The following is a 17,574-nucleotide window of genomic DNA, read 5'->3' as shown; positions in this document are numbered from 1 at the left end:
GGTTCGGGTCACATGAGGGCGGAGGACTACTCGGCTCGGTCCGCCCGCTCCGAGTCGGGGCGGAGCGTGTGGCGGTCCGCCTGCTGGTCCGCGTGGTGGCTTGCATGATGGTCCGCGTCGTGGTCTGCACGGTGGTCGCGGACGGCGCGGATGGCGGCCCGGATGTGCGGGTACGCGGCACAGCGGCAGATGTTGCCGCTCATCCACTCCTTGATCTCGTCGTCGTCGCCCGCGTGTCCCTCCTCCAGCAGCGCCACGGCCGACATGATCTGACCCGGGGTGCAGTAACCGCACTGGAACGCGTCCTCGGCGATGAACGCCTGCTGCATGTCGTGCAGTTCGCCCTTGTCCGCGAGCCCCTCGATCGTGGTGATCTCACGGCCTTCGCAGGTCATCGCCAGCGTGAGGCAGGCCAGCACGCGCTGCCCGTCCAGCCACACCGTGCAGGCGCCGCACGTGCCCTGGTCGCAGCCCTTCTTCGCGCCCGTCATGTACAGACGCTCCCGCAGGGCGTCGAGCAGGCTCACACGGGGCTCGATCTCCATCGTGTGCTCGGAGCCGTTGACCTTCAGGGTGACTTCGACCGGGCCTGGGCCACGTTCCTCGACCGTCCGGCCACGTTCGGTGATTGCCGAGCCACGTGCAGGCATGAGTTCCTCCCGGGCATTCTCCCTGTCCATGCTCATGCAGTGCCAAATGGGTCGCAACTGGAAGTCCGGTACGGGATGCGGCTGCAGGGAGCGCGGGGTTGGGCGGAACGTGAGCGCGGAACGCGAAGGAACAGCAGTGAAGTTGGCGCGCGAATGCCGGTCTCCGCGGTCTCTGCCGGTCTCCGCCGTTCTCCGTCGGTCGCGCCCGGGGCGTCACGGGTCGGGCCTCGACGGGTCGCGTCCCGGTGCCGTCGGGCCGTGAGGCCGGGCACCGGGACGCGAGGTCGCTCAGTTGCTCACTGTGTTCCGTTGTTCCGCCGTCGTACGGTCACCGACCGGTGTCAGCCGCCCAGACCGTCGGCGGCCTGCTTGATGTCGGCCGCGAAGGCGCTCACCTCGGTGTACACGCCGGGCTTGCCCGGGCGCGCACACCCCTCGCCCCAGCTGACGATGCCGACCTGGATCCAGGCGCCCGCGTCGTCCTTGCGGAACATGGGGCCACCGGAGTCGCCCTGGCAGGTGTCGATGCCGCCGGTGTCGAGGATTCCGGCGCAGAGCTCCTCGCCGGGGGTCAGCTGGTCGCCGTACGCCGTCCCGCAGGCGGTGTCGTCGATGAACGGGACCTTTGCCTTCAGCAGATGGCGCTGCTGCTGGCCGCCTTCCTTGTCGGCGCCCCAGCCGGCGATGTCGAAGTCGCCCGTGTTGAACTTGTCGTCCCCGGCGATCGCGAGGGTCGGCAGATCGATCGGCTTCTCCAGCTTGATCAGCGCCCAGTCCTTGCCCTTGCCGTTGTAGCCGGGCGCCTGGAGGACCTCGGTGGACTTCACGCTTATCGCGTTGGGGTCCTCCAGGTCGACGACGCCCGCCGTGGCGGTGATGCCGGTGTTCGGGCCGCTGCCGTCGACGCAGTGGGCGGCGGTCAGCACGATGTCCTTGGCGTACAGCGAGCCGCCACAGCCCATGGACAGCCGGACCATGAACGGGAATTCACCCTGATCGGCCTTGGTGCCGCCGACGACCTTCGTGCCCACCTCACCGCGTGGGGTCGGTGCGGGGGCTGCGCCGGCCGTTGTGGTCTGGAGGCTGAGGCCGGCGAGGGCGACGGCGCCGACCGCCGTGGCCGTCCTCAGGTGCTTCAGGTAACTCTTCAACGGATTTCCTCTCGTGGGGGGTTACGCCCATGACGGGCTCATGCCAACCCCAGGAATCGGAAATCACCACCGAGAGAGGTGCGTTGAAAGACGGCAGCGCGCCATGAGGCGTCCGAACCCAGTGGGGGATGAGTCCGTGAAGCGCCCTGCGATTATGTGGAACGAGCGACCGGAGTGACAAGGACGCGAAAGCCTTCAACTCCCCTTGAAAGCGCGCTTCGTTGGGCTCATAACGGCCTATTCCCACCGCTAGTGTCAGTGCTTGTTACATGAGTGAGACGCAATCTCCGGGGAGTTGTGTCGTCGGCGAACTCCGCGCGGATATCAATGGCGCCGGTGTCGCGCAGGGGAGCCGTACAGGCCACAGCGGTGCACGCGGCGGCCGGGCAAGCAGACGCGCACGTGGCGGTCCATGCACGCAGACGCGTGCATGGGGAGCGCCGGAGCTACGAGCGGCGTCGGGGCTTTCCGCGCCTGGCGCCCTTGGCGGTGCCGGAACCGCTACGGGGACTTCTTCCGGCCGACTTGCCGGCCGCGGGCTTGCGCCGCGCGGAGCCGTTGTCGGCGCGCTTGTCCTTCGGCTGGGCAGCCGCGGCGTCGGGGCGGCGGCCTCGTGAGCTGTTGACGGTGCGGCCGCGGACGATCCCGATGAAGTCCTCCACCAGGTCGGTCGTCTCGTCCTCGGGCCAGGACAGGGCGACGCGCGACTGAGGGACGCCGGTGACCGGCCGGTAGGTGAGGTCCTTGCGGTGGTGCAGCCGGGCGAGCGACTGGGGCACGAGGAGCACGCCCACCCCTGCCGCCACCAGCTCGATGGCGTCCGCCGTCGTGGCGGGACGCTCGGTCGCCGGCCGTCCCGGCGGCTGCTCCCAGTCGAGGGTGTCGTCGAGGGGGTGGAACACGACGTCGTCGGCGAGATCCTCGGCGGAGACCTCGTCGACCGCCGCCACGAGGTGGTCCTTCGGGACCACGACCACCGTCGTCTCCGTGTAGAGCGGGATCGCGCTGAGGTCCGTCCGGTCGATCGGCAGCCGCACGAAACCCGCGTCGACCTGGCCGCCGCGCAGGAGGCCGGGTGCCTCGGCGGCGGACACGGGAACGAGGGTCAGCGGGATGTCGGGCAGGCGCTCGTTCCAGATCCGCACCCATTTCGCGGGTGTCACGCCCGGGACGTACGCGAGCCGGAACGAACGGGATACTTCCGAGCCTGTCACCCGGCCAGGTTACCGGGCGTGGTCGGAGGTCGCGCACATGCTCGATATCCTTGGTGGATGACGTCGCACCAGACCTCCCAGACCATGAAGCCCGCGACCGCGGCCAAGAAGCTGGGTGTGTACCTCGAAGCCACCCCCGAAGAGTTCCGGAAGGGCGCGGTCTCGCGGGACGCGTTGCGTGCGCTGCAGGCCGATCCGCCCGCGTGGCTGCTGGAGCTGCGGCGCAACGGTCCGCACCCGCGGCCGGTGGTCGCGGCGAAGCTGGGCATCTCCATCTCGGGTCTCGCCCGCGGAGGAATCACCGAGGCGCTCACCACGGAGCAGATCGAGGCGCTGAAGCAGGAGTCTCCCGAGTGGCTGCAGACGGAGCGCGCCACCCAGGCCGATGTGCGCAAGGAAGCCGCGCGCATCAAGAAGAAGAACGCGGAGCGCGCCGAGCCCCCGGCATCCTGACCTGGCACGGTCCGCCTGACCGGCAGGATCGGACCGGGATCGACTGACTGGGCGGGATGGACTGACCGGGCGGGATCGACTGACCTGGTGGGGTCCGTCCGAGGCGGCAGGTCCCCAGAGGCGGACCCCTGGGGACCCGGGCCCTAGAACTGCTTCGCACCCGCCACGATGGCTTCGCGGATGCGGTTGTACGTGCCACAACGGCAGATGTTGCGGATCTCGTCGAGATCGGCCTCGGCGATCTCCCGGCCGGTCTCACGCGCCTGCCGGACCTTCGCGACGGCGGCCATGATCTGGCCGGGCTGGCAGTAGCCGCACTGCACGACGTCGTACTCCAGCCAGGCCTCCTGCATCGGGTGCAGCTCCTGGCCCACGGTCGCGGGCAGGCCCTCGATGGTGGTGACCTCGTCGGCGGGCCCCAGGTCCTCCACCGGAACGGTGCAGGGGGTGAACGCCCTGCCGTTGATGTGGCTCGTACAGGCCCGGCAGACGCCGACCCCGCAGCCGTACTTCGGACCGGTGACGCCCAGGACGTCCCGGAGCACCCACAGCAGCCGGACGTCGCCTTCGATGTCCACCGTCACCGGCCTGCCGTTGAGGATGAAGGTGTGTTGCGGCACAGCTGACTCCTAGCGGGCGAGGTCGAGGCCGTCGGTGGGGGAGGCGGGGATCGGCGGGGTGGTGGGCAGCGGTTCGAAGCCCAGCGGTTCGCCGTGGTTGATCGGGAAGGTCGTCGGCATGGTGCCCGTGGCCCGGCCGTAGGCGCAGGCCACCGCGGCCATCGCGCCGGCGACCGCCAGTTCCCCCGCGCCGCCCGGTCTGCCGGTCGTCGGCGGCATCACGACGATCGCCAGCTCCGGCGGGGTGTTCCACTGCCGGGTGTAGAAGTAGTTGTCCCAGCTGCTTTCGAGGAAGTGCCCGTCCTCGAGGTGCAGACCCGAGGTGAGCGTGATGGCGATGCCGTCCATGATTCCGCCCATCATCTGCGCCTCCAGGCCGCGCGGGTTGACGGCGAGGCCGGTGTCGACGGCGCAGACGACCTTGGTGACGCGCGGTCCCGTGTACGCGTTCGGGACCTTCCGTCCGGTCGTCTGCGGCCTGCAGTCGATCTCGGCGAGGACGGCCACGAAGGCGTGGTACTCCGGGTGGACCGCGATGCCCTGCGCCGTACCCGCCGGCATGGCGCGCCCCCACCTGCCCACTTCGGCGACCTTGTCGAGCACGGCCCGGGCCCGCTCGTCCTTGAGATGACGACGGCGGAACGCGTAGGCGTCCTTGCCCATCCGCTCGGCCAGCTCGTCGACGACGAGTTCCTGCGCGCAGCGGACGTTGGGCGAGTAGATGTTGCGCATGGAGCCGGTGTTGAAGCCCTTGTCGGTCTCGCTGAGCAACTGGGTGGTGGCACCGAAGTGATACGGGCTCTGCTGGGTGAGCTGGAAGACCGTCTCGGAGAAGGTCAGATCGCCGACGGGCAGCTGGGCCGCCTGCGAGGTGATGATCTCGCCCAGCCCGTGGCCGAAGTCGGTGGCGACGGAGGTGTGCCGCTGCTCGTACGTGAGCACCTCGCCGAGCGTGTACGTGGCCCGGACCCGCGAGGTGGACATCGGATGCGTACGTCCCTGACGGAAGTCGTCCGTCCGGTGCCACATCAGCTTCACCGGCTTGCCCATGGCCCGGGAGATCTCGGCGGCCTCCGCGGCCGCGTCGTGGAAGAGCTTCCGGCCGAACGAACCACCGCCCTGGGCGACATGGACCTTCACCGCGGTGGGCGGCAGGCCGAGGCGAAGGGCTATCTGCTCCTGGGCGACGATCGGCGACTTCAGGCTCGCCCAGATCTCGGCCGAGCCGGCCCGTACGTCGGCGATCGCGCAGTTGGTCTCCAGGGCGCCGTTGCTGGCGAAGTGGAAGGTGAAGCGCGCGTCGACGGCCTTGGTGAGCAGCGGCAACGGCGGTACGACGAGCGGCAGTTCGGCGCGTCGCAGCTTCTGGCGGACGGTGGCGTCGGAGGCGCCCTCGGCCGTGCCCGGCCCCCAGACGACCTTCAGCGCGCGGACGGCGTCGATGCACTGGCCGAAGGTGCGGCCCCGGACGGCGACACCGGTGGAGACCGGCACCGCGTCCGTGATGCCGGGCATCGCCCGTACCTCGGCCAGGTTCTCCACCGAACGGACCGTGCCGTTGATCGTCGGCGGTCGGCACACCATCGTGGGCAGCGCGTCAGGCACCCGCAGGTCCATCGCGAACGTCTTGCGGCCCGTCACGGCGTCCAGCGCGTCGATCCTGCCTCGGCCGGTCCCGATGACCGTGAACTCGGAGGGCTCCTTCAGCACGACGGAGACCTGGCTGGTGGCCACTCCGGCGGCCTTCACGGCCAGCTCGCCGTAGCCGATGCTCCGCCCGGACGCCGCCGAGGTGATGAGCCCGGCCTTGGCGGTGAGGGTGCCGATCGCCTCACCCAGTTCCAGGGCGGCGGCCTGCAACAGCCGTCCGCGGGCGACGGCGGCCGCCACCCGGATCGGGGTGAAGGTCGAGATGGTGGTGTTGGAGCCGCCGGTGAGCTGGTTGAACAGCAGCTCCGGACGGGCGTCGGCCAGGGTGACCCGGACCCTGTCCAGCGGCAGGTCGAGCTCCTCGGCGATCAGCATGGCGCTGGAGGTGGTGATGCCCTGCCCGACCTCGGCCCGGGGGAGCGCCAGGGACGCCGTGCCGTCGGGGTCGATCCGGATGCTGATCAGGTTCGCGGTCGGCAGGGCGGCATGGGTCAGCATGTCGTTGAGGTCGTAGATCTCGGACGGCCCGGGCACCGACGGGACCACCGCCGCTGCCTTGGCGGGGTCGAGAACCGCCTCACCGAGTTGCGCGGCCACCGTCAGCGTCGATCCCGCCAGGACGTACCCCAGGAACCGCCGGCGGCCCATGCCGTCCTTGACGACGCCGGAGCCCGGGTCCGGTGGGCTGCTGTGAACCCCCATCTGCTGTCCTCTCGACGACGGCCGGCGCGCCCGCGCCCGGCCCGAAGCGGAGTGGACCACACCGCTACGGCGGAACACCAGATCCAGGACGGCAACATCCGCAATATCCGCATCGGCGCCACGCCATCCGCATCGAGGCACCGTCGACGGCGCATCGACGCCGCGTCGACGGCGTACCAACCCGCGTCGGCGGTGGCCGAGGGTGGCAGCTCAGGCCCTGCCGTGGGCCTTCTGCGAGATCCGCGACAGCGAGTCGAGGGTCACGGCGGCGAGCAGCACCCCACCGGTGATCACGGACTGCATCGGCGTCGGGATGCCGAGGAGCACCATGCCCGACGCGATCGACTGGATCACGAGCATGCCGAGCAGGACGGCCCAGGTCGTACCCCGGCCGCCGAACAGGCTGACACCACCGATGACGGCCGCGGCGATGGCGTTGATCAGCAGGATGCTGGAGCCCGAGGTCTGGCCCACCGCCGCGACGCGTGAGGCCAGGAAGAGCCCGCCCACGGCGGCGAGGGTCCCGGACACCATGAACGCCGAGATCCGCAGCCACACCACGTTCATGCCGGCGCGGCGGGCCGCCTCGGCGCCGCCGCCGATGGAGACGATCTTCCGTCCGTAGAACGTGCGGCGAAGGAGGAAGTTGAGGCCGACGACGAACACCAGGAAGATCAGCAGGGCGAGCGGCAGGCCCTCGAACCGGTTCAGTACGTACGCGGCGGCGAACGCGGCCAGCGCGACCGCGCCGGTGCGCAGGGCGATCACGGCGACCGGCAGGGACAGCACGCCGGCGGACCTGCGGCGGCAGGCGTCGCGGTACGACGCGACGAAGAAGGCGCCCACGCTGAGGGCCGCCAGTCCGTACGCCACGGCCGGGTCGTGGAAGTAGTAGCTGGTGAGCGCGTGAACCAGGCCCTCTTCATGGAGGTTGATGGTGCCGCTCGCGCCCAGCACGTAGAGCATGAGGCCGTTCCAGGCCAGCAGTCCCGCCAGGGTGACGACGAACGCCGGTACGCCGATCCTGGCCGCGAAGAAGCCCTGAAAGGCCCCGATCGCCGCTCCGACGACCAGGGCGGCGAGGATCGCCAGCCACTCGGGAAGCCCGTTGCTCACGTTCAGTACGGCGAAGACCGCCGCCGTGAGCCCGCTGACCGACCCGACCGACAGGTCCACCTCGCCGAGCAGCAGGACGAAGACGATGCCGAGCGCGATCATGCCCGTGCCGACGATGTCCACGCTGAGGTTGGACAGATTGCGCGGTGAGAGGAACTGAGGGTGGAGGCCCTGGAAGACGGCCCAGATCACGATCAGGCCGATGATGCCGGGAAGCGATCCGAGTTCACCGCTGCGCAGTGTGCGGGTGAAGTCCCTGAGATAGCCCCGGATGCCCCCTTCGCTCGTCCTCCTGCGGTCGACGTCGGCAGCGGGTGTTCCGGCACGGGCCGAGTCGCCGCCCGCCCTGGTGGGTTCGGCCTGTTCGGACGCTCGAGTTTTCTTCACACCGCTCCCTCCCAGGCCCGGACCGCACGATGGGTGACGGCGTTGTCGGTGGCACCGGTGATGGAGGAGACGATCTGCTCCTGGGACGTGGTCGGCACGCTGAAGAAGCCGTTGTTGCGGCCGAGGTGGAGCACCGCGACATGGTCCGCGACGGCCTTGACGTCCCCGAGGTTGTGGCTGACGAGGAGGACGCCGAGCCCGCGTTCCCGCAGCCCGTCGATCAGATCGAGGAAGTGGGTGGTCTGCCGGACACCCAGTGCGGCGGTGGGTTCGTCGAGGATGAGCATCTTGGGCTCGCTGAGGAGGGCGCGCGCGATCGCGACGGTCTGGCGCTGGCCCGCGGAGAGGGAGGCGACGGGGACGCGGACGCTCGGGATCCGCAGGGAGAGGGTGTCGAGCAGGTCCAGTTCCCGGGCCCGGCGCTCCATGGCCACCTCGTCGAGGACTCCGGACCTGCCGATCTCATGGCCGAGGAAGAGGTTGCCGACGACATCGAGGGTCTCGCACAGCGCGAGGTCCTGGTAGACGCTGGTGATTCCCAGGCTCTGGGCGTCACGGGGGCGCGAGATCCGCACGGGGCGGCCGTTCCACTCGATCATGCCCTCGTCGGCGGGCCCGGCGCCGGTGATCACCTTGACCAGGGTGGACTTGCCCGCGCCGTTGTCGCCCACCAGCGCGACGACCTCCCCGGCGTGGATCTCCAGCTCGACGTCCGAGAGGGCCCAGACGACGCCGAACCGTTTGCAGATTCCACGCAGCGCCAGCAGAGGTGTGCTCGCCACATGAACCACCTCCTTCGCGCGTCCCGCCCCTGGTGGGTCCGGTTCGTTCGGTGTGTCCCCCTGGTCGGTGGGGCCTGCCGTCCGGTGAGCGTTCGGTGGGACCGGCCGTCGGTGGGACCGGCCGTTCGGTGGGGCCCGCTAGGGGCTGAGTCCGGCTTCCCGGCAGTCGATCGCGACCGCCGGGGTGCAGATCTGGTCGACCGTGTAGAGGCCGCTCTTGACGACCGTCTCCTCGATGTTGTCGCGGGTCACGGGGACGAGCGGGCCGAGAACGGCCGGGATGTCATCGCTCGTGTCATTGCTGACGCGATCCTTGGCGATGGAGTCGAGCTTCTCGCCGCGGCCCAGTGCGACGGCCATCTCCGCGGCGGCGTTGGCCTCTGCCTCGAAGGACTTGTAGACGGTGACGTACTGCTCGCCCTTGAGGATGCGTCGTATCGCCGAGAGGTCGGCGTCTTGACCCGTCACGGGCGGCAGGGGTTTCATGTCGGCGGCCTTGAGCGCGGTGACCACGCCTCCCGCCAGCCCGTCGTTGGCCGCCAGGACCCCGTCGATCCTGTCCGCGCCCAGCTCCGCGATGGCGGCGGACATGTTCCTGAACGCGTTCTCCGGTATCCAGCCGGCGGTGTAGTATGACCGCCCGATCTTGACCTTGCCGTCGAGGACGGAGCGCGCGCCCTTCACCAGCGCCCGGGTGTTGGGATCGGTGGGATCACCGTTCATCATCACGATCTGTCCGTCGCGCGCCTTGGGCCCCATCGCCTTGAGCAGCTCCTGGGCCTGGATCCGTCCGATCTCCTCGGAGTCGTAGCTGGAGTAGGCCGCGATGGGTCCCTCGGCGAGACGGTCGTACGAGACCACCGGGACGTCCGCGTCCCGGGCCCGGGCGATCGAGGAGCGCAGCGCCTTGTCGTCGACGGGATCGAGGATCAGGACCTTGGCGCCGTTCGCGATCATGGATTCGATCTGCTGCTGCTGGGTGGCCACGTCCGCCGAGGCGTAGGCGTGCGTCACCTTGCAGCCCGGGCACAGTTCCTTGATCCGCTTCATGATCAGGGGATTGTCGGCGGTCGCCCAGCGAGCGGTGTGCGTATCGGGAAGCAACAGCCCGATCGTGAAGCTGTCCTTGCCGGAGCCGCTCGGGTCCGGGTCGTCGCCCGCCTCGCCGACGGTCCCGCAGGCGGCGAGACCGGCGAGCGCTGCCACCGCTGTGGCGGTGGCAACGGCACGACCAGGCCGTGGGAACGACATATCTCCCAATGTATGAGAAAACGCCGCTCGGTGACGGCGTCGGCCGATGGCTGCCCGGGAGGGCGTGGGCGCGGTGCGGGTTGACAGCCCAAAGAGTGAGTGGTTGAGTACTCACATGAACACGGAACGGCAACGCCAACTGTCCACAGCCGAGGAGCGCCGGGAGACGGTGCTGCGCACCGCCATCGGCGCCTTCGCGGCTCGGGGGTACTTCGGCACCACGACCACGGAAGTGGCCAAGGCGGCCGGGATCTCCCAGGCGTACGTCTACCGGCTGTTCCCCAACAAGGAGTCCCTCTTCGTCGCGGTCGTCGAGCACTGCTTCGTCAGGGTGCGGGCGGCCCTGGAGGGCGGCGCCGCGGAGGCCAAGAGCAGCGCGCCCGAAGCGGTGCTCGCCTCGATGGGAGACGCGTACGCCCGTCTGATCAGCGACAACGACCTGATGCTGGTGCAGCTGCACGCCCAGGCGGCGGCCGTCTCCGAGCCCGCGATCCGTGACGCGGTGCGGGCGGGATACGCCCGTACGGTCGAGTACGTCCGTGGTGCGTCCGGCGGCGGTGAGCAGCAGATCCAGGAGTTCTTCGCCGTCGGCATGCTCTGTCACCTGCTGGTCTCGATCGACGTGGGATCGGTCGACGCGCCGTGGACGCGCACGCTGGCCGCGGGTATCACGCACTACTGACCGCCGCCCGGCCCGAGGGCGGCCGGCGGACCGCTGCGTCCGACGGCCGCCGTTTCTTGTCCCTGATTAGTGAGTGGTTAACCACACATGGAAGAGCGTTCTAATGTCCAGAAGCCGGCTCGGGTCAGCTGCGAAGACCGGGGGCCCGCCGGGCACACGGCCCGGCCTCGCGCTGGCGGCCCTGGCCGGCGCCCAGTTCGTGGTCACACTGAGCACGTCCGTCGTCAACGTCGCCCTTCCCGCGATCCGTGACGGCATCGGCCTGACCGGCAGCGGCCTGTCCTGGGTCGTGAACTCCTACGGGCTCGCCTTCGGGGCGCTGCTCCTGCTGGGCGGACGGGCCGCCGATCTCCTCGGAAGGCGCCGGGTCCTGCTCGCGGGACTCGCGCTCTTCGCGGCCGCCTCGTTCGGGGCGGGCCTGGCCACCGCGCCCTGGACGCTGCTCACCGCACGCACTCTGCAGGGCGTGGGGGCCGCCGCGGTGGCGCCCGCCGCGCTCTCCCTGGTCATGCGGCTCTTCCCGCCGGGACCCCGGCGCGGCGGAGCCCTGGGGGTGTGGGGAGCGGTCTCCGGTGCCGGGGGAGCGGCCGGCGTCCTGGCCGGCGGCGTACTCACCGAAGGCCTGGGATGGTCCTGGGTCTTCCACGCGGCCGGGCTCGGCGCTGTCGTCGTCCTCGCCGCGACCGTCGCCCTGGTGCCCGCGGTCGCTCCTCCGTCCCGTGAGGCCCGACGCCCCCTCGACATCGCCGGCGCGCTCGCCGTCACCGCCGGACTCGTCGCCCTCGTCCACGGCCTCACGACCGCCCGCAGCGCAGGGTGGGGCGCTCCGCCGGTGCTGGGTTCCCTGGCGGTGGCCGCCGCCTTGCTCGTCCTCCTCGTACTGATCGAGCGCCGCCACCGAGAACCCCTGGTGCCACCACGGCTGTTCGCCCAGGGCCCGGTCGCACCGGCCAACCTGGTCATGGCGCTGCTCGGCGCCGTATGGGTCGGACTGTTCTTCTTCCTCCCCCTCCACCAGCAGCAGGTGCTGGGTGCGGGTCCGTTGGAAGCCGGAGTGTCCCAACTGCCGCTGGCCGTCGCGAACATGCTCGGCTCATGGGCCGCACCGCGACTCGCCCGCAGGCTCGGCCCGCACCTCACACTCGCCGCGGGACTGCTGGCTCAGTCCGCCGGACTGCTCTGGCTCACCCGCATCTCCGCCCGGGGCAGCTTCCTCGGAGACCTGCTCGGCCCCAGTGTCCTCATCGGGCTCGGTCTGGGCATCGCCTTCGTCCAGCTGACCGCCGCCGCCGCGCCCATCGCCGCGACCGCCCGCCCCGCCGGCCGCGCCGACGCCGCGGAACTGGTCGAGCTCACCGGCGACCTGGAGACCGTGGGCGCGTACGACTTCGGCGGCAGGCTGACCTCCGCGATGACCGCCCACCCCAAGGAGGATCCGGAAACCGGTGAACTCCACTTCTTCGCCTCCTCGCCCTTCCTGATCCACCACGTCGCCTCGCCGGACGGGCAGGTCCTGCAGAGCCAGGAAGTCCCGGGAGCCGGCGCCGCGCTGAAGCACGACTTCGTCATCACCGAGCACCACGTGGTGTTCCTGGAGGGATCGGTCACCTTCGACCCGGGCGAGCACTCCGGCATCCCGTACGCCTGGAGCGACGTCCAGCAGGCGCGGATCGGCGTCATGCCCAGGAGGAACGGAGGGGCGTCGCGGGTCCGTTGGTTCGACATCCTGCCTGGATTCGGGATGCACTTCGCCAACGCGTACGAGGACGCACAGGGCCGTATCGTCATCGAGGGCCCCGCGGTGGGCCGTGACGGCTGGCAGCGCTCCTGGAACTGGTGGGTCGGCGCCCCCGACCGCGGCGCCGAGCCCAACTCCGGCTCCCGCACCCGGCGATGGACGGTCGACCTGACGGCCGGCCGGGTCGCCGAGGAGCAGATCGACGACCTGACCGTGGAGTTCCCGACGATCAACGAGGCGTACACCGGCCGCGAGCACCGCTACCAGTACGCGCTGTCCTTCCCCGACGACCGCGGCGTCGGCAACCACACCCTGGTCAAGTACGACCGGCGTACCGGGAAGCGCCAGTTGCTCCCCGTGGGCAACGGTCAGCTCCCCAGCGAGGCAGTCTTCGTCCCGGCCGCGGGCGCGACCGACGAGGACGCCGGGTATCTGCTGACCGTCGTCAGCGACCTGAACGCCGACGCGTCCAGGATGCTCGTCCTGGACGCCTCGGACCTGTCACTGCCGCCGGTGGCCACCGTCCATCTGCCGCGCCGGGTCCCCGCCATGATCCACGGCTCGTGGATCCCCGACACCGCTGCGGGGTGACCTCTGCCGCCCACCGCAGCCGCCCGGCCGCTGCTTCGGTCCGGTGCGTCAGGACGCCGGTGCCCCATCGGCGGCGGCACCTGGCGCACCGGGCCGTCGCTCGTCGGCCAGGATGTCCGCGAGGCCGTCGTCAGGAGCGGCTGGGCTGCTCGGCCGACTGCCCGGGCCCGGCCGGCGGCGCGGCCGGATCGCGCGAGGTGACGGTGAAGAGCCCGCCGTCGGGGTCGCTCAGGGTGACCCAGGCATCGGCGTCGGACGGTTCCGTCGGCGAGACCGTGCTGCCGCCGAGTTTGACCGCCGTGCGGACGGCGAACTCGACGTCGGGCACGTAGAAGTACACATGCCAGCGGGGCCGGACCTGCGGGTCGGGAGCCTCCCCGATCGCACCGCCGGTGATGCGGGCGACGGTGTTGCCGTAGTGGCGGAGCACGACGTGGTCGTCCTCGTAGGCCACCTGGCAGCAACCGGCCTGGCCGCAGGCCCAGTCGAGCACCTCGGCGTAGAAGATCGCCGCGTCGAAGGCGTCCCGGGTGCGCAGTTCCAGCCAGGCCGGCGCCTTGTCGGTGCCCACGCTCCAGTCGGGAATGGCCTGGCCCTGCCAGATGCCGAAGACGGCACCGTCCCGGTCCGAGGCCAGCGCGGCCCGCCCGGTGCCGAAACTGAGCGGACCGACCGCGACGGTGGCGCTGCGCTCGCAGATCCGGGACGCCGCGGCGTCCGCGTCGTCGACGGCGAAGTACGGCGTCCACGCCACCGGCGCCTTGAGACTGTGGGCGAGCGCCCCCATACCGGCGACCGGAGTCCCGTCGAGGAACGCGACGGAGAACTCCTCGCCCAGCCGGGTGGGCCGGAAGACCCAGCCGAGCACCGCCGCGTAGAAGTCCTCTGCGGCAGGCAGGTCACGAGCCATGAGGCTCACCCAGCAGGGAGCACCGAACACCGCATGACTTGACGTAGACACGACAGCCCCTCATCGCCACGCTTCGCGAACCTGGACGCGCAAGACTGGAGTTCCCACGCTACTCCGACGGCCCGGGCCACGCCGGGGGTTGTCACGCAGAGTGACGGAGGCTCGGCGCTCGGGGGTGAGTCTCCAGCCGCTCAAAGGTCCGGAACCGCGCTCACGACCGACGACAGTGCCTCCCTGCTCACGATCGGTGAGCCGTCCCGACGTACCGGTGTCGCTGCGCGCACCATCCGTTACCGGTCCGACAGCCGCTTCCCGCCACCGGCCGGCCGGCCCGAGGCGGGACCCGGCCGTGCACCCGGTGCGCAGATGTGGTTCGCCAGGAAGGTCGCGGGCACGGCCTGCGAGGCGCGCGAGCGCGGTGACCCGCCGCAGGCGCCCGGGGCGGCGGCGGTACGCGACCGGCTGCTCGGCACCGGCGCCCCGGACCGGCGCGCGCAGGTACCGGCCCGTCCGGAGAACACGGTGGACGTGCGGGCCGACCGGTACCGGCAGGTGCGGCCGCGGTCGACGGCGTAACGCCCCTACGCCACGACTGGCCGGCCGCGGCCCTGCGCGCCACACCGCAGACGCGCCGCACCGGCGGCGGGGCGCCGACGCGGCCGTCAGCGTCCGACGGCCGCCCTCCCGTACGGAACCAGCCGCACCGGTCCCACCAGACCGTAGTTCTGCCGCTTCCCGCCGCCGAAGACCGGGGCGTTCGCCACCCGGAGACGGTTCAGCAGCGTCGTCGCCACCTCGACCTCGACGGTGTTGTTCCCGCGCAGCAGGTACGGTCCGACGTCGACCCGTGGGGTCAACTGGTCCGCCGGCGGCAGCCGGTGGCCGTTGATGGTGACACGGAAAGTGTCGAAGACCTCGCCCAGTTCGAGGTACGCCCCGTACCCGCCCGTCCACGGCGCGTCGAGTCGCACCGTCGTGCGGTAGCGGCCGATGCCGGAGACGTCCTCCAGACCCGGGACGATGGGCCACGGCGCCAGCGCGTCCAGTGTGAACTCGCGGCGGGACTTCAGCGTCCCGGACGGGCGGGCGCCCGGCTGCCAGTCCTCGACCGTCAGGTCCCAGCGGGTGAGCGACATCGACTCGGGCATGCCGCCCAGGCCCGTCTCGGCGGTCCGGCCGTCCTGGAGGGTGGTCCGGTAGGTGCCGGGCCGCGTGTCGCGGATCTCCAGGCGACCGCCCGCACCCCGGCGGACCTCCGCGGCCTCGCTGTGCGTCGCGTGCCGGGAGAACCCGTCGGCCCCTCGGCCCGGCCGCACCAGGGCGACGATCGTGGTCGCCCCCGGCTCCAGCGTGATCCGCAGCCGCACCCGCCCGTCCTCGGTACGGGAGTACAGCGGCACCGGCTCCACCGATCCGGTCCACGCGTCGAGGCGGTACGGCACCGCGTCGTGCCAGCGCGCCGCGAGGCTGACGTCGTGGTCGACCCGCGTGGTGGACGCGCCCTTGGTCACCGCGTCCACGGCGAAGAAGAAGTAGTCGGCGTCCTCGTCGGCACGATGGGCGTGCACCAGCCACGAGCGCTGGGCGTACTCGACGTCGCGCCGCAGCCCCAGCGCCGCGATGGCGTCCGGCACATAGGGCCGGTCCGCGACCACCCGCACCGCCGGCAGCGCGAACAGCTCGGCGAGCAGAGCGCGCAGCCGCTCGTTGTCGCCGGGCCCGGGCAGGCCCGGCACGCGCGCGTCCGACCAGTCGCCGATGACGACGATCCGCAGCCCGGCCTGCGCGTAGCCGATGAGCTTCTCGGCTACGTCCAGCTGCATCGTGCGGTCCCTGCCGCTCAGCACGTCGCCCTCGACGACGAGCGCCTTGAACGCCGGGCCGTCCGGGGCGAGCCGCCCGCCCCGTACCTTCGCGGACGGCAGGTCGAGCAGCCGCGGGCTGAGGAACAGATGCGTCCAGCCGACGGGCACGCCCTCCGCGGTGAACCACGGCGCGCCGAGACCGGTCCCGGCGGGGCCCTTCTGCCGCAGGATGCCGATGTCCGCCCGGTTGACGCCGGTCTGCAGGATCTGCTGGGTGCGGCCCAAGTACCGCGCGATGTCCGGCACATGGCCCCAGGTGGGCTGCCGCGGCCCCCATGCCTCGCCGTACCCGCCGCCGCCGTTGTACGGGGAGAACGCGGCGAAGCCGGGCCAGGCGGCGCCGGGCGCCTCGGCGTAGGCGAAGCCGTGGAAGTAGGCCTGGTTGACGCCGGCCGCGTACTGGGTGACGAGCTTCTTCAGCGTCGCGTCCCACGCCGTGGCGTAGGCGCCGCCGGCCGTCGCGCCGGCCTCGTTGGAGAGGACGTGCTTGCCGCCCATGTCGCGCCCACCTGCCAGGCAGCGGAAGTCGTCGGGGTTCTTGAAGCCGAGCGACTCGCCCTCGGAGACGTCGAGCACCGCGGCCGACCAGATGGAGTCGGTGCCCGGGCCGTACGGCTGGACGCGCAGCTGGAGGCCGAGCCGGTGCGCCCAGTCCTGGAACGGCTTCAGGTGGTGCTCGACGTACAGCTCGGTGAGGACCTCGATGACGTCGCGGCGGACGGCCTTGTCGATCTCCGGACCGAAGGCATGGACGGGGTCCTCGTCGCGTTCGACGACGGTCGCGAGGTAGGGCAGCAGCGAGTACCCCATGCGCTTCTCGAACTCGACCGGCAGTGCGGGCGTCCACATCGTCTCGTCGGTCTCGAGCTCGATGGAGTCCTCGAAAAGGGCGCCGCCCGTCTCGCGGAGCAGCTTGCGGGTGCTCGGCGGCAGGAGATGGCGCTCCCAGAACGCGATGGCGGCGCGGGTGCCGTCCGCGCTGAAGTGGTCGATGACGTAGGAGAGCGGGTCGGTGTGGTGCGGGCCTTCGGGGCGCTGGCCGGAGCCGCGCTCCCAGTAGGCGATGACGAGCCAGGCGCCGTCGTCGTCGGGTGCCGTCCAGTCGAGCTCGCCGCCGGTCACGGCGCCGGTGATGTCGGTGACGGTGGTGTGGTCCAGCAGCATGGGCTCGGCCGTGGCGTCGGTGATCCGGATCGCCTGGACGAGCTTCAGCTCCTGCTGGGTGACGCCTTCGGCGGGCGCTGTGCCGGGGGCCGGGGGCGGGCCGGTGTGGCGCCGGCCGGCGGGGAGGGTGAGGGTGCCGTGGGCGAGTTCCTTCACGGCGGCGGGGCTGTCGGGCGTGATGGAGGGAACGGAGTTCGGCCACGCGGGCCCGAGGGTCAGGTCGACGGTGACGTCCCGCTTCTTCGCCCGGCGCAGCGCTGCCTCGACCGCCCCGACCCAGGCGGGGGTGCCCCAGCCGTAGCGGACCGGGTCGATCGTCGCGCCGCCCCGCATGCTGTGCGTGACGGCGGCTATCTCGACACCGCCGAAGCCGGCGGCGGCGATCTGGTCGATCTCGCGCTCGATCTCGGCGGTGTCGACGAGGGCGTCGGGCCACCACCAGCGGAACCTGGGGCGGACCTCGGGGCGCGGGTCGGCGAAGGCGCGCGGGAGGCCGCCTCCCGCGCCCGTGCCGTGCCCGGACGCCGGCGCCGCGGCCGCAGCCTCCGGGGTGGTGCCCCAGGGCAGGGCCGCGGCCGCGCCTGCCGCGGCCCCCATCTTCAGCAGCGCTCTCCGCCGCAGGCTCATGCCCGCCCCCTTGCTGTGCAG

General features: G+C 71.3%; 14 protein-coding genes. 4 read left to right on the top strand and 10 right to left on the bottom strand.

Going from position 1 to position 17,574, the window contains the following annotated elements:
- Positions 1-26: 26 nt before the first annotated feature.
- From OG766_RS02765 to OG766_RS02755, 3 genes are all read right to left on the bottom strand, one after another.
- Entirely contained in the window at positions 27-650 is a 624-nt protein-coding gene (locus OG766_RS02765; RefSeq protein ID WP_266376779.1) for a (2Fe-2S)-binding protein, read from the bottom strand.
- A gap of 341 nt (positions 651-991) precedes the next feature.
- Positions 992-1,801 carry a S1 family peptidase gene (locus OG766_RS02760; RefSeq protein WP_266376782.1) on the bottom strand — a complete coding sequence of 270 codons (810 nt, stop codon included), beginning with the start codon at positions 1,799-1,801 and terminating at the stop codon, positions 992-994.
- Between the two features lie 446 nt (positions 1,802-2,247).
- Positions 2,248-3,015 (bottom strand): LysR family substrate-binding domain-containing protein, encoded by a 768-nt coding sequence (locus tag OG766_RS02755; RefSeq protein ID WP_328724465.1) that lies wholly within the window; start codon positions 3,013-3,015, stop codon positions 2,248-2,250.
- A gap of 57 nt (positions 3,016-3,072) precedes the next feature.
- Here OG766_RS02755 and OG766_RS02750 point away from each other — a divergent pair, with 57 nt between their 5' ends.
- Positions 3,073-3,468, top strand: coding sequence for a DUF5997 family protein (locus OG766_RS02750; RefSeq protein WP_266376788.1), 396 nt, complete (start codon positions 3,073-3,075; stop codon positions 3,466-3,468).
- 143 nt (positions 3,469-3,611) lie between these two features.
- On the opposite strand, the gene OG766_RS02745 is transcribed toward OG766_RS02750, so the two are convergent.
- The 5 genes from OG766_RS02745 to OG766_RS02725 all read right to left on the bottom strand — a co-directional run bounded on the left by OG766_RS02745 (position 3,612) and on the right by OG766_RS02725 (position 9,976).
- Positions 3,612-4,088, bottom strand: a complete 477-nt coding sequence (locus OG766_RS02745) for a (2Fe-2S)-binding protein (protein WP_266376790.1) — start codon at positions 4,086-4,088, stop codon at positions 3,612-3,614.
- A gap of 9 nt (positions 4,089-4,097) precedes the next feature.
- The gene (locus tag OG766_RS02740; RefSeq protein WP_266376792.1) at positions 4,098-6,440 is read right to left on the bottom strand and encodes a molybdopterin cofactor-binding domain-containing protein; all 2,343 of its coding nucleotides are present in this window, start codon (positions 6,438-6,440) and stop codon (positions 4,098-4,100) included.
- A 210-nt stretch (positions 6,441-6,650) separates the two neighbouring features.
- Positions 6,651-7,943 (bottom strand): sugar ABC transporter permease, encoded by a 1,293-nt coding sequence (locus OG766_RS02735; RefSeq protein ID WP_266376795.1) that lies wholly within the window; start codon positions 7,941-7,943, stop codon positions 6,651-6,653.
- Positions 7,940-8,734, bottom strand: a complete 795-nt coding sequence (locus OG766_RS02730; RefSeq protein WP_266376797.1) for an ATP-binding cassette domain-containing protein — start codon at positions 8,732-8,734, stop codon at positions 7,940-7,942. Before OG766_RS02730 ends, OG766_RS02735 begins: the two co-directional genes overlap by 4 nt.
- Before the next feature lie 129 nt (positions 8,735-8,863).
- Positions 8,864-9,976: a sugar ABC transporter substrate-binding protein gene (locus OG766_RS02725; RefSeq protein WP_328724464.1), complete on the bottom strand. Its 1,113-nt coding sequence runs from the start codon at positions 9,974-9,976 to the stop codon at positions 8,864-8,866.
- 115 nt (positions 9,977-10,091) lie between these two features.
- On the opposite strand from OG766_RS02725, the gene OG766_RS02720 reads away from it, so the two are divergent.
- A complete protein-coding gene (locus OG766_RS02720) occupies positions 10,092-10,658 on the top strand; it encodes a TetR/AcrR family transcriptional regulator (RefSeq protein WP_266376803.1) in 567 nt (188 codons plus the stop codon).
- 103 nt (positions 10,659-10,761) lie between these two features.
- A complete protein-coding gene (locus OG766_RS02715; RefSeq protein ID WP_328724463.1) occupies positions 10,762-12,987 on the top strand; it encodes an MFS transporter in 2,226 nt (741 codons plus the stop codon).
- A gap of 130 nt (positions 12,988-13,117) precedes the next feature.
- Here the strand turns inward: OG766_RS02715 and OG766_RS02710 are convergent, their stop codons facing one another.
- Positions 13,118-13,897, bottom strand: a complete 780-nt coding sequence (locus OG766_RS02710; RefSeq protein ID WP_266376807.1) for a VOC family protein — start codon at positions 13,895-13,897, stop codon at positions 13,118-13,120.
- A 366-nt stretch (positions 13,898-14,263) separates the two neighbouring features.
- Between OG766_RS02710 and OG766_RS02705 the strand changes: the two genes are divergently transcribed.
- A complete protein-coding gene (locus OG766_RS02705; RefSeq protein WP_266376808.1) occupies positions 14,264-14,473 on the top strand; it encodes a hypothetical protein in 210 nt (69 codons plus the stop codon).
- An 86-nt stretch (positions 14,474-14,559) separates the two neighbouring features.
- Here OG766_RS02705 and OG766_RS02700 read toward each other — a convergent pair whose 3' ends face one another.
- A complete protein-coding gene (locus OG766_RS02700) occupies positions 14,560-17,553 on the bottom strand; it encodes a glycosyl hydrolase (protein WP_328724462.1) in 2,994 nt (997 codons plus the stop codon).
- Positions 17,554-17,574 lie beyond the last annotated feature (21 nt).

This window comes from Streptomyces sp. NBC_00259 (assembly GCF_036181745.1).
Taxonomy (GTDB): Bacteria; Actinomycetota; Actinomycetes; order Streptomycetales; family Streptomycetaceae; genus Streptomyces; species Streptomyces pratisoli.
The sequence above is the reverse complement of the archived record's forward strand: the minus strand, read 5'-3'. Positions and strand labels throughout refer to the sequence as shown.